The sequence below is a fragment of the Thiorhodovibrio frisius genome, assembly GCF_033954835.1.
GTDB classification, from domain to species: Bacteria; Pseudomonadota; Gammaproteobacteria; order Chromatiales; family Chromatiaceae; genus Thiorhodovibrio; species Thiorhodovibrio frisius.
In genome coordinates, this window is sequence record NZ_CP121471.1 from 312,975 (window position 1) to 325,641 (window position 12,667).

Here is a 12,667-nt window from a genome sequence, read left to right on the forward strand (position 1 = left end):
TCAGTTTCCGAATGAAGCAGTTCTACCCCAACGCCCGCGCAGCGGACACCTCCGCCGAGGCCAATCCCTTTCGCTGCCAAGGGTTTGTGCGCGATGGCACCATTGCCTGCCTTGATGGCAGCCGCCGCGCCATTCAGTCCCTGCCGGCTTTTCTGCGCGCACTGCTGGTCACCGATGGCACGGTCACCAAGATTCTCGAGGCGTTTTTTTGGGAACCGGTAATGGTCGATACCCTGTATCAGGAATTCACAACAGCTGAAGCGGCCATTCCCTGGGTTGAGATCCGTCCGGGCGACCGCGCCCTGGCGCGACGGGTTCGTCTGCGCGGCGGCGATTCCGGCCTTGAGTATGCGCGTGCCGACTCGGTGGTTCGCTCCGAACGGGTTCCCGATCATTTCCGCCAACGTCTGATCGACCGCGAAATCGGCATTGGCGCCCTGATCCGCGACAGCGGACTCGAAAGCTACCGCGAGGTGATGGAGGTCGGCGTCAATCCGGGAACTGCGGATGCGGGGCAAAGCCCGCAAGGCGACAGCCTGTTCCGGACCTATCGGATTATCATCGGCAGCGAGCCGGTGATCCTGATTACCGAAACCTTTCCGCTGGCACTGTTTCGCACGCCAAACCAAGCTCAGGCGGATTGAAGCGAGATACCCAGCTCATCGACCAGAACCGCAGCGACAGCGGCAGGCGGGAGAAGACAACCAAGATCGGCCATTTGGGTAACTTTTAGCCCAGGATAGCCGCAGGGATGGATGCGCGAGAAGGGTGCCAGGTCCATCGCCACATTGAGCGCGAGGCCATGGTAACTACAACTGCGGCGCACGCGCAGACCGAGCGCCGCGATTTTCGCCGCTCCCACATAGACACCGGGGGCTCCGGCCCGGGTGGCCGCCGCAATCCCCTGAGCATCGAGCACGACAACCACTGCCTGCTCGAGCAGGTTGACCAGTTGTCGCACGCCAAGCCCGAGGCGGCGCAAGTCGAGCAGGACATAGACCACAACCTGGCCGGGTCCGTGATAGGTGACCTGGCCACCTCGATCACTTTGGATGACGGGAATGTCACCCGGATTCAGCAGGTGTTCGCGCCGGCCAGCCTGGCCCAGGGTAAAGACCGAGTCATGCTCGACCACCCAGAGTTCATCCGGAGTGTTGGCATCGCGCCCATCGGTGAAGGCAACCATTTGCGCAAGCGTGTCGGAATAGGCGCGGCGCCCAAGCTGGCGCACCACACAGCCGCCATCACAAGGCATAGACAATTGCTTCGTGCGCCGTCAACTCGCGATAAATAGCATCAAGCTGCGCTTTGCTTTGGGCCTCGAACACGACCGTTACCGACAGCCACTTGCCATTGGTGCTCGGGCGGTGACGCACCTGCTCTGGAGCAACCCCGTCAGTGTGGCGCGCGAGAATCTCGAGCACTAGGGTGGCAATATCCTGCTCAGCCAGCCCCATCGCCTTGATGGGGAACTGGGAGGGGAATTCCAGCAGGGTCTCGCCTGATTCAGGCGCGTCGCTGGCGTGCGGATCGACGCTGACAGTGCCATGTGCCTCAGTCATGGCCGCTTTGCCCAAGCTCGGCCTTGCAGGCCTGATAGGCGGCATCGAGCTGTTGCCACAGCGGACCGACCCGACCATCACCCACAGGTTCACCATCAAGCCGGGTGACCGGCACAAGCTCGCGCGTGGAGCTGCAAATCCACAGCTCATCGGCGCTGCGACAATCCTCTACCGATACTGGCTGTTCGGTGAGCGGCAGGCGCTCGCGCCCGGCCAACTCAATAATCAGATCGCGGGTAATCCCGGAGAGCAACTCGGGACCAGTGGGCGGCGTAGTCACGTAGCGATCGCGTATGACAAAAAGATTGCTGGTCGAGCCTTCCACCACGCGGCCATCGCGCACCAGCAGGGCTTCCTCTGCGCCTTGATCGGCCGCTTCCTGGCGCAGCAGCACAGCGGCGACAAGGGAGATGGACTTAATGTCGCAGCGCTGCCAGCGGGTATCCTCACACAGCACCGCAGAAACTCCCTGCTCGGCAATGCGCGGGTTGCGCGGCGCCAGGGCTTTTGTCATGACAAAGACTGTTGGGCTGGTGTTTTCCGGAAAGCGATGATCGCGTCCATCCGGGGCTCCGCGCGTCACCTGCAAATAAAGGGCCTGATTGGCCGCTTCATGGGAGCGCAGCAGGTGCGCGAAAATGCCTTCCCAATCAGCGCGCGACAGTGGATTGGCAAGGCGAATACCGGCCAGACTGCGCTCAAGCCGATCAAGGTGGGCATGCAGCCGCAGGGGTTTGCGATCATAGGCAGGAATGACCTCATACACGCCATCGCCAAACAGAAAACCCCGATCAAGCACCGGCACCCGCGCCTCGGCCAGGGGCATGAAATGACCATTGAGGTAAACCGTGCCGAGGTGAACCGCGCTCTGCTGGTCGGTCTTCATTCCCGTAATGCTCGTCACTGGAACCACAGCAAAACAATATCGGTGGCACGCCGCAGCAGCCCACCGAGCGGGATTGTCTCCAATGCCACCAGCGGCACCCGCTGAAGTTCCTCGTCGTTTAGGCTGACGACAATATCCCCAACACGCTCACCCTGCCCGATGGGCGCAGTGATGTCTGCCGCTGCCTCGAGCCGGGTGACGACATTCTCGTAGCTACCGCGCGGGATGCTGATCGACAGATCAGTTGCCGGCCCAACCGGCAACGTCTTCGTCTCTCCCTTCCATACCCGCAGATTCTCCACTGGCTTGTTGGCTGGGAAGAGTTCGATAGTTTCATAGAAGCGGAAACCGTAATTCAGCAGCGCCAGGCTGTCGCGAGCGCGCGCTTTGGTGCTCCCGGTTTTCATGACCACCGAGATCATGCGCTGCGCGTCGCGCTTTGCCGAGGCGACCAGACAGTAGCCCGCCTCCTCAGTGTGACCAGTCTTGACGCCATCGACGCTCGGGTCCTGACGCAGCAGCGTATTGCGGTTGTACTGGCGGATATCGTTGTAGGTAAACTCCTCCTGCGAGTACCAGCCGTAGTAGTCGGGGAAGTCGCGAATCATTGCCCGGGCCAGAATCGCGATATCCCGTGGCGTGCTGTAGTGCAGGGGGTCTGGTAGCCCCGGCGCGTTGGTGAAATGCGAGCCGGTCATCCCGAGGCGTGCCGCTGCCGCATTCATCATGTCCGCGAAGGCTGACTCGCTACCGGCAATGTGTTCGGCAAGAGCAACGCTGGCATCATTACCGGACTGCACGATCATGCCCTGAAGCAAGTCTTCGACACCGACGCGCTTGCCAACCTCGACGAACATCTTGGACCCGCCGGTACGCCAAGCCTTTTCGCTGATGAGCACATCGTCGGTGAGCGCCAGATGCCCGGCAGCCAATTCACCAAAGACCACATAAGCCGTCATGATTTTGGTCAGACTGGCCGGCGCGAGCCGCTCATCGGCATTGAGTTCGACCAGAACTTTGCCACTTGCGAAGTCCATCAGCACATAGCCGCCGGCTTCTAGCTGCGGTGGCTCGGGCACGACCGGGGCATCGGCGGCCACTGGAGCCACCAGCACTGCGCCCAGCAGCCCGACGATCAGGAGGCGGTCTAGCAACGCGGCCAGATGGGGGAATCTTGCCAAAGAAAACATGTTAGATAGTTACCAGCGAAGAAAGCGCGGCGCAGGACCGCCGAATAGGAAAATTGTAACCCATCGGCGGATGTCAGGTTGACTCCCGGTTGCGCTGTTGGCATCCGCCTGTCAGCGACCGATCACCATCCCTTGCGCGAGCCCCAGGCTGGCTAGGCGCTGCGAAACTGCCTCTGCCTCGGCGCGGGAGCCGAGCGGACCGACGCGCACTTTGTAGGGCGCCACCTCGGCTTCAGCACCGGGTCGGATGTTGACCGGCTCTGGAACATGGGCCAGCAACCGCTGGCGCAACTCCTCGGCATTGGCAAGCTGGTCGAAAGCACCGACCTGCAGATAGAGCTGATCGTCGGCTGCGAGAACTGGATCTTCAAACGGACCAGCAGCCCGCTGCTGATGCTCGAGCCGGGCCGGTGGCGGGGCTTTCACTAGGCCGCCGTGATCGCGCGGATCAATTGAGCGCACCTCCACTTTGGCCGTGCCGGCAGCCACGACACCGAGCTTTCTCGCCGCCGCGTAGGACAGGTCAATGATGCGCCCGCCATGGAAGGGACCGCGATCATTGACACGCACCACGGCCACGCGACCGTTTTCCAGGTTGGTCACCTGCACATAACTCGGCAGCGGCAGCGTCTTGTGAGCCGCCGTCATTTGATGCATATCGTACACCTCCCCACTGGAGGTGCGCCGACCGTGGAACTTATTGCCGTACCAGGAGGCCTGTCCGCGCTCAACATAGCCCTTGCTGCTATCTTTGGTTTCATAGCGACGCCCCATCACAACATAGGACGACATGTTTCCGTGTTTGGATTTGGGCTCGACCTTAGGAACCGCGTCTGGTGGACCAAAGGTCTGATCCTCATCCGAGCGAGTTGCGGTGCCGCCACCACAGCCGGCGAGCAGGAAAACAAGCAGAAAAACCAGGGCGCCAGATGTCAGCCAGCAAGGGAAAAGACGCGCGTTCATCGTAGCTCCTTCCTAACAAACTGCTTTCATTATAGCCACAAACATCTTATCTGGACTAGGAATATTTTGATGTGTGAATCGACATCAGGATGCCAAAACCCGCCATGATGGTCACCAGGGAGGTTCCCCCATAACTGACCAGCGGCAGAGGCACTCCCACCACCGGCAACAGCCCGACCACCATGCCTGTGTTGACAAACAGATAGGTAAAAAACACCATGCTGATGGCCCCGCCGAGCAGCCGCGAGTAGCTGTTCGGCGCGCGTGCTGCGATATAAAGCCCGCGAAAAATAATAAACAGATAGACCAGTAGCAACGCGAGAATGCCGATCAGCCCAAACTCCTCGCCAAGCACCGCGAAAATAAAATCCGTCGAGCGCTCCGGCAGAAACTCCAGATGCGACTGGGTGCCGTGGAACCAGCCTTTGCCATGGATTCCGCCCGAGCCAATTGCAATTTGCGACTGAATGATGTGATAACCGGAGCCGAGCGGGTCAGATTGCGGGTCGAGAAACGTCAGCACGCGCTGGCGTTGGTAATCGTGCATTAAAAACCACAATATCGGCGCCGCACCAGCTGCCAACGCGCCAAGCAGCCCGATCAGACGCCAACTCAGCCCAGCCATGAAAAGCACCATGACTGCGGCGCTGGTTACCATTAAAGCGGTGCCCAAATCCGGCTGCCGGGCAATCAGCAGCACCGGCACGGCGGTGATGATCACAGCCACCAGGATGCGCCCCAGACTGGGCGGCAAGGCCGCGCCCGAGAGAAACCAGGCCAGCATCATGGGGACCGCCAGCTTGAGCAACTCAGATGGCTGAAAGCGAAACAGGCCGAGATCAAGCCAGCGCTGCGCACCCTTGCCAATCTCCCCGGTCACAGCCACCGCAACCAGCATGGCCACGCCAAAAACAAAGAGCGGCAGCGACAATCGGCGCAGATAATCGGGATGAATCTGCGCCATCCCCATCATCACCCCCAAGGCCAGGCCAAGCCGGAGCAGCTGGCGCTCGACCTGACCGCTGGACTGCTCGGTGGCGCTAAACAAAATCGCCAGCCCACAGCCACAGAGAACCAGCAGTCCGAGCAGCAACGGTAGGTCGATGTGCAAACGCGCAAACAGGCCGCGATCATCGCCTCCAGCCAGAATGTCTGAAAACATTGCCACCGTTGCTTAATCCTCGTCGATCTGATCTACCGACTGGTCAGGCGTGCCAGTCGCCGGCTCGGCCGGCCTGACCCGCTTTTTCAACAGGTAGCTGTCGATGATCTGACGCGCAATGGGCGCAGCGGTCGAGCTGCCGTGGCGACCGTTCTCCACGATCACAGCCACCGCGATCTGCGGCGCCTCAACCGGCGCGAATGCAATAAAAAGCGCATGATCGCGCATGCGCTCAGCGACTTGCGCCTCGTTGTAGCGCTCGTTCTGCCCGATGGTGAAGACCTGTGCGGTCCCGGTCTTACCGGCGATACGGAAGTTCGGGCTGCGGATGCGCCGGGCCGTGCCACGCGCCCCTTCCACGACCTGTGCCATGGCATCGACCATCCCCTCCCACTTGGCCTCGCTATCGACCGCGATGCGATGGCTGACCGGCGCGGTTGGCTGCAGAATGCCAGAGCCCGGTTCACGCACCGCCCGCACCATGCGCGGCTGGAAGTAAGTGCCATGATTGGCCATGGCTGCGGTCGCGGCGGCGAGTTGCAGCGGTGTAACCAGAAAGGCCCCTTGGCCGATACCAACGATCAGCGTCTCGCCGGGATACCAGGGCCGACCACGCACGCGCTCCTTCCATTCGGGCGTCGGCAGCAAGCCGCCGAGTTCGTCGGCAAAGTCGATGCCGGTCTTGGAGCCGAAGCCGAAATCGGCAAGGAAGCGATCGAGCCGTTCGATGCCCATGTCGTGCGCGAGACGGTAGAAATACACATCGCAGGACTGCACCACGGCATCCTTCACCGTCAGGGTGCCATGACCGCCGCGACGCCAGCAGCGATAGCGATGACCGTGCCCCGGGAGCTGAAAAGAGCCACCGCAGTATTTGCCATCGCTAAAACTGATGGAACCCGCTGCCAACCCGCCAAGCCCGATGAAGGGCTTGATGGTCGAAGCTGGCGGATACTGACCGCGCACCGCCCGGTTGTAAAGGGGCTTGTCGATAGAGTCGCGCAGCGCGGCATAGTCCTCGACGCTGATTCCATCGACAAACAGATTAGCGTCGAAGCCAGGTGTGCTGGCCATCGCCAGCACACCGCCGGTGTTGGGATCAATGGCCACCACCGCGCCCCGCTTTCCAGCCATGGTCGCCATGGCATCGCGCTGCAGGTCGATATCGAGAAACAGCACCAAGTCATCCCCAGATGTTGGCAGTTGTTCCTCCAATGTGCGCAGCACCCGACCGCGCGCATTCACCTCAACCTGCTGGTAACCAACGCTTCCGTGCAGGCTGTCCTCATAGGCTTTCTCAAGACCAACCTTACCGATATGGCTGGAGCCAGCGTAGGCCGAGGTGTCGATTCGCTGCATCTCTTCTTCGTTGATGCGCCCAACATAGCCAAGCACATGCGCAGTATCGAACGAGAAGGGATAATGGCGCAGCAACTCCGCGTGTATCTGCACACCCGGAAAGCGATGCCCCTGCACAGCGAACCGCGCACGCTCGACATCGTTCAGGTCCAGTCGGATCGGCACCCCGTCGAAACGGCGGTGCTGACGGCGCAAACGTTCGAAGCGTTGGCGATCCAGATCGCTGATCGGGATGATCTCACTCAGTTCGGCGATGGTATCCGCAAGGTTATCGACTCGGCCAGGAATGATCTGCAGCGAGTAGGACGGGACATTATCGGCAAGCAGCACCCCATTTCGGTCGTAGATCAGCCCGCGCATCGGCGGCAAAGGTTCCACTCGAACGCGATTATCCTCGGACAGCGTGCGGAAATGGTCGTTGTTGTAAACCTGCAAATACACCAGCCGCGCCACGACGGTGGCAAGGCAGACTACCACCAGTACGCCGGCCAGAATGATGCGGCCGGTGAAAATGCGCGCACCACTGCGTGGCTTATTGAACGATGAATCGACCATGCGCTCAGGCTAAGCCAGATCCAGACGCCGAACAAGACCTCGCAGCGCGGCGGCAAACCAGGGCCACAGCAGCATGCTGACAAAGGTGGTGGTCCAGTAGGACAGAGAGGGTGTTGGCTGGTTGGTGGCACTCAGCACCCAGAGCGATAGCAGGCGCTCCACGGTCAGAATCAGCCAGATCGACACTGCCTGTTGCCAGGCGCGAAAAAGCGCGATGCGCTGCTCGAGTTCAACGGTGAGATACCCCATAACCGAGAAGCTCAGTGCGTGCTGGCCCAAGAGAGACCCGGTCACAACGTCCATCATCAGGCCGGCAAAAAAGGCCCAGAAGACACCGACCCGATCAGGCAAGGTGGTGATCCAGAATATCACCGTCATCGCCGTCCACTGCGGGCGATAATCAACGGCCCAGTCGGGCATGTGCACAATGCTCAGAAACCCGGCCGCGCCAAGGGTCAGCACAATCACCCACGGGGTTCGGCCAGCCAGCATGGCTCAGGGCTCCAGATTCGAGTTGATCGCGGCAGCATGCTCGCCATCTGTTTTGGTCATAGCCCCGCTTTCCATCAGTTTCGGCAATGACCAGACCAGCAGAACCTCATGGCTACGATCAAGTCGCGCCGTGGGTTCCGCGCTCACGGTGGCAAACCGCTTGCCGGGCTCGATGCGCACCTCGGTCACCCGCGCGACAGGATACCCAGGGGGGTAGGTGCCACCAAGTCCGGATGTTACCAGCAGATCGCCCACCCGCACGTCGGCCTTTTTGGGCACGTGCAGCAGGTTGAGCTGATCCACCAGTCCAGACCCGATAGCAATCGACCTCAGCCCGTTGCGGTTGATTTTAACCGGCAGCGAGTGGCGGGCATCGGTAATCAGCAGCACCGTGGAAGTCAGAGGGTTGGTGCGCACCACCTGCCCCATGACCGCATTGGCATCCAGTACCGGCTGGCCAACAAAGACCCCGGACAGCGCGCCTTTGTCGACCAATACCTGCTGGCGGTAAGGGTCCAGGTCCACCTCCAGCAGTTCGGCAATCAGCACCCGTTCGCCCACCTTGAACGCCGAGCCGAGCAGATTACGCAGCCGTTCGTTCTCCGATTCAAGGGACGCGAACCGCTGCAACCGCGCGCGCAGGGACAGGTTCTCCCGATGCAGGCGGTCGTTCTCGGCTCGCAACTCCATGTTGCTTACCACCTGGTTTTCCACATCGCGCGCGATGCGCGCTGGCAAGGCAGCAAGAAAATGCAGCGGATAGACGGTGACGGCCAAGCTGGAGCGCAGGACATCGAGCTGGCGATAATGCAGATCGGCAATAATGAGGGCGAACGCCAGCGCCAGCGCAATCACCATGCGCACGGCAGCAGAGGGTCCATGGTTGAACAGAGGCTTCATGCCAAGTTTGCAGAAGATTGCCCGATCTGGATCAATCGACCGAAATCAGAGGGTTAGCGCGGGTGTGAATTCCGATCAATGCGCCACCGACCTACTCGCCCACGAAAAAGTCAACACCCCTTTGGTCGATCATATCGAGCGCCATGCCACCCCCGCGTGCCACACAGGTCAGTGGATCATCGGCGATAATCACGGGCAGGCCGGTTTCCTCGGCGAGCAGCCGGTCGAAATCGCGCAGCAGCGCGCCACCGCCGGTGACCACGATGCCCCGCTCGGCAACATCGGAGCCAAGTTCGGGTGGAGTTTGCTCCAACGCAATTTTAACTGCGCTGACAATACCCGAAAGCGGCTCCTGCAGGGCCTCGAGAATCTCGTTGCTGTTCAGCGTAAAACTGCGGGGCATGCCCTCGGCCAGATTGCGGCCTTTGACTTCGACCTCGCGCACTTCGCTGCCGGGGAAGGCCGAGCCAATGGTGTGCTTGATCCGCTCGGCGGTCGCCTCACCAATAAACGTCCCGTAATTACGTCGCACGTAGTTAATGATGGATTCATCGAAGGTGTCGCCACCGATACGCGCCGACTGAGAATAAACAATACCATTGAGTGAGATGATGCCGACCTCCGAGGTGCCGCCACCAATGTCGAGCACCATGGAACCGCGTGCTTCCCCGACTGGCAGGCCGGCACCAATAGCCGCCGCCATGGGTTCTTCAACCAGAAAAACTTCGCGTGCCCCGGCACCCGCAGCAGACTCTTTGATAGCGCGCCGCTCAACCTGGGTCGAACCGCAGGGAACACACACCAAAACTCGCGGACTCGGACGAATGATCCGGCTCTCATGTACCTTGTGGATAAAGTACTGGAGCATCTTCTCGGTGACGGTGAAGTCGGCAATCACCCCATCTTTCATCGGGCGGATAGCGGTGATATTTTGCGGCGTGCGCCCGAGCATGGCCTTGGCTTCTTCGCCGACGGCGGCCACGGTTTTTCGTCCCCCGTCATGGTCCTGTCGAATAGCAACCACCGAAGGTTCATTGAGCACCACACCTTTGCCACGCACATAAATGAGCGTATTCGCGGTGCCCAGGTCGATCGACAGATCATTGGAGAACATGCCCCGAATGCGTCTAAAAAGCATCGATTTTCTTCCTAACGCTCATAGTCCCGGCGACCCCGAATATGAAGCGGTTGTTTGACGGTAACGCTCATAGTCCCGGCCACCCCGGAATATGAAGCGGTTGTTTGACGGTAACGCTCATAGTCCCGGCCACCCCGGAATATGAAGCGGTTGTTTGACGGTTCCGCGCGGACTGCCGCACGCCAGATTAGGTGCCTAATCTAGCAATCTCGGGCCTCCTCGGCAAGACACCCAGTGGTAACAGCTTGGCAAGTTCAGCGATTTCCGCGCCAACATGCCGGGCAATCCGACTGCGCACAGCAGCAAATGCGCAAAATCCCGAGCAAAATCGCCAGGCGCTTTTTCGGGCCAATTCCAAGGCGAGCCTTCTTGTGGTAGCTTGCCACTCGCTGCCGCAGGCAGGACTTTTGCCAAGCTTAATCCCAAACGCGCCTTGCCGCGCGCTGTTTCGACTCCGCCGCGCATCCTGCTTTTCAGGATCGCACCTGATCCGGGTCCAGGAACCATGCAATCATCCGACGTCGCGCAAATCGCCAATCTTGCCAAACTCGCCGCCGATGCCAGCGAACTCGATCAATATGCCAGCGAGTTGACCGACATCTTCGCCATGGTCGCGGACATGAACGCCTGCGACACCAGCGCGATCGAGCCACTCGCACACCCACTCGAACTCACTCAGCGTCTGCGCCCGGATGATGCCACCGAGCCGGACAGGCGCGAACTCTTCCAGAGTATCGCGCCCATGACTAAAGATGGCTTTTATCTGGTACCCCGGGTCATCGAGTAGACATGTCTGCGACTCCGGGGCAGGGCGGGGACCTGCCTCGCCAAACTCTCTGCCCAGCCCCTCCGCCCAGACCATTGTCCAGCGGAACATCCGTTCCGGCTCCGATTGACCCAGCCCCTCAGCCCAGTTTTTTGACCGCCAGCATTAGGACTGCAGCACCATGATCGACCAGACGCTCGGCGAGCCCATTGCCGAATTGGCCGCGCGCCTGCGCCGCCGCGAGTTCTCCAGCCGCGAACTGACTGCGGAGTTTCTCGCGCGCATCGAGCGCCATGAGCCCTTGCTGAACAGCTTTATCACGGTCACGCCCGAAACCGCCCTGGCCGCCGCCGATGCTGCCGATCAGCAATTGGCGCGTGACGCAGGCGGCCCACTCACCGGTGTCCCGATTGCGCATAAGGACATCTTCTGCACCAAGGGCGTGCGCACCAGTTGCGCATCGCGCATGTTGAACGATTTCATCGCCCCTTACAACGCAACTGTTGTCAACCGACTGCAAGACGCCGGCGCGATCAGCCTTGGCAAAACCAACATGGACGAGTTCGCCATGGGCTCGTCTAACGAAACCAGTTGGTACGGTCCGGTGAAAAACCCTTGGGACCCGACCCGCGTGCCCGGCGGCTCCTCCGGCGGCTCGGCGGCTGCAGTGGCAGCTGGCCTGTGCATGGCGGCCACTGGTACCGACACCGGCGGCTCCATTCGCCAGCCAGCGGCCTTCTGCGGCCTGACCGGCATCAAGCCCACCTACGGGCGTTGCTCGCGCTGGGGTATGATCGCTTTCGCCTCCAGTCTGGATCAGGCTGGCGTGCTGGCGCGCAACGCCGCCGATGCCGCGCTTATCCTGCGGGCCATGGCCGGGTTCGACCCCTATGACTCAACCAGCGCCGATGAGCCGGTGCCTGACTACCAGGCCGATCTCAATGCCCCCCTGCAAGGACTGCGCATCGGCCTGCCCAAGGAGTTCATGAACCCGGAACTCGACACGCGCATCGCCGCAGCAGTCGAGGACGCCATCAAGCTGTTGCGCCAGCAGGGCGCGCAACTCAAGGAGATCAGCCTGCCCAATAGCGCGCTCTCGGTGCCGGCCTATTATGTGGTCGCGCCGGCGGAATGCTCGTCCAACTTGGCGCGCTTCGATGGTGTACGCTACGGCCACCGCGCGGCCGATCCTGCCGATCTCGACGACCTCTATAAACGCAGTCGCGGCGAAGGTTTTGGCCCCGAGGTCAAGCGGCGGATCATGATCGGCACCTATGTCCTCTCCGCCGGCTACTACGATGCCTATTATCGCAAGGCCCAGCAGATTCGTCGCCTGATCAAGCAAGACTTTCAGCGTGCCTTCGCCGAGGTGGATGTCATCCTCGGCCCGACCGCACCCACCACGGCCTTTGCCCTTGGCGCCAAGACCGCCGATCCGGTGGCCATGTATTTAAACGACATCTACACCATTTCGGCCAATCTGGCCGGTCTGCCGGGCATGTCGGTGCCTATCGCGCCTGTGGGCGGCCTGCCGGTCGGCTTGCAGCTGATTGGCGACTATTTCGCCGAAGCCCGCCTGTTGAATGTCGCCCACCAGTTGCAGCAGGTGAGCGACTGGCATCTGGCGCGACCAGAGCAAGCGCATTAGAACCCACCGGTAAGAGCGACTGCATCGCGCATTGACCTTTTCCGAC

Annotated in this window: 13 protein-coding genes; 3 read left to right on the forward strand and 10 right to left on the reverse strand. The window is 60.9% G+C overall.

The genetic code is table 11. From position 1 onward, the window contains the following. Positions 1-11 precede the first annotated feature (11 nt). Positions 12-644: a chorismate--pyruvate lyase family protein gene (locus Thiofri_RS01715; RefSeq protein WP_009150138.1), complete on the forward strand. Its 633-nt coding sequence runs from the start codon at positions 12-14 to the stop codon at positions 642-644. Here the strand turns inward: Thiofri_RS01715 and lipB are convergent. The 10 genes from lipB to Thiofri_RS01765 form a co-directional block, all read right to left on the reverse strand. Further along, positions 632-1,255 (reverse strand): lipoyl(octanoyl) transferase LipB, encoded by a 624-nt coding sequence (lipB, locus tag Thiofri_RS01720; RefSeq protein WP_009150137.1) that lies wholly within the window; start codon positions 1,253-1,255, stop codon positions 632-634. The genes Thiofri_RS01715 and lipB overlap by 13 nt on opposite strands. Next, positions 1,245-1,562, reverse strand: a complete 318-nt coding sequence (locus Thiofri_RS01725; RefSeq protein ID WP_009150136.1) for a YbeD family protein — start codon at positions 1,560-1,562, stop codon at positions 1,245-1,247. The genes lipB and Thiofri_RS01725 overlap by 11 nt, the downstream gene beginning before the upstream one ends. Then, positions 1,555-2,448, reverse strand: a complete 894-nt coding sequence (locus Thiofri_RS01730) for a D-amino acid aminotransferase (RefSeq protein WP_009150135.1) — start codon at positions 2,446-2,448, stop codon at positions 1,555-1,557. The genes Thiofri_RS01725 and Thiofri_RS01730 overlap by 8 nt, the downstream gene beginning before the upstream one ends. A gap of 14 nt (positions 2,449-2,462) precedes the next feature. Then, the gene (locus Thiofri_RS01735) at positions 2,463-3,638 is read right to left on the reverse strand and encodes a D-alanyl-D-alanine carboxypeptidase family protein (protein WP_009150134.1); all 1,176 of its coding nucleotides are present in this window, start codon (positions 3,636-3,638) and stop codon (positions 2,463-2,465) included. Positions 3,639-3,749: 111 nt separating this feature from the next. Beyond that, entirely contained in the window at positions 3,750-4,601 is an 852-nt protein-coding gene (locus Thiofri_RS01740; RefSeq protein ID WP_009150133.1) for a septal ring lytic transglycosylase RlpA family protein, read from the reverse strand. Positions 4,602-4,656: 55 nt separating this feature from the next. After that, complete coding sequence (gene rodA, locus Thiofri_RS01745; protein ID WP_009150132.1) at positions 4,657-5,763, reverse strand: rod shape-determining protein RodA; 1,107 nt, start codon at positions 5,761-5,763, stop codon at positions 4,657-4,659. 12 nt (positions 5,764-5,775) lie between these two features. Continuing rightward, positions 5,776-7,677 (reverse strand): penicillin-binding protein 2, encoded by a 1,902-nt coding sequence (gene mrdA / locus Thiofri_RS01750; protein ID WP_009150131.1) that lies wholly within the window; start codon positions 7,675-7,677, stop codon positions 5,776-5,778. A 9-nt stretch (positions 7,678-7,686) separates the two neighbouring features. Next, positions 7,687-8,169: a rod shape-determining protein MreD gene (mreD, locus tag Thiofri_RS01755; protein WP_009150130.1), complete on the reverse strand. Its 483-nt coding sequence runs from the start codon at positions 8,167-8,169 to the stop codon at positions 7,687-7,689. 3 nt (positions 8,170-8,172) lie between these two features. Next, complete coding sequence (mreC, locus tag Thiofri_RS01760) at positions 8,173-9,069, reverse strand: rod shape-determining protein MreC (RefSeq protein WP_009150129.1); 897 nt, start codon at positions 9,067-9,069, stop codon at positions 8,173-8,175. 91 nt (positions 9,070-9,160) lie between these two features. Then, on the reverse strand, positions 9,161-10,207 hold the full coding sequence (locus Thiofri_RS01765) for a rod shape-determining protein (protein WP_009150128.1): 1,047 nt from the start codon (positions 10,205-10,207) through the stop codon (positions 9,161-9,163). 505 nt (positions 10,208-10,712) lie between these two features. On the opposite strand from Thiofri_RS01765, the gene gatC reads away from it, so the two are divergent. Together gatC and gatA are read left to right on the forward strand one after the other, a co-directional pair. Then, positions 10,713-10,994 carry an Asp-tRNA(Asn)/Glu-tRNA(Gln) amidotransferase subunit GatC gene (gene gatC / locus Thiofri_RS01770; protein ID WP_009150127.1) on the forward strand — a complete coding sequence of 94 codons (282 nt, stop codon included), beginning with the start codon at positions 10,713-10,715 and terminating at the stop codon, positions 10,992-10,994. A gap of 160 nt (positions 10,995-11,154) precedes the next feature. After that, positions 11,155-12,621 (forward strand): Asp-tRNA(Asn)/Glu-tRNA(Gln) amidotransferase subunit GatA, encoded by a 1,467-nt coding sequence (gene gatA, locus Thiofri_RS01775; protein WP_009150126.1) that lies wholly within the window; start codon positions 11,155-11,157, stop codon positions 12,619-12,621. Positions 12,622-12,667: the final 46 nt, after the last annotated feature.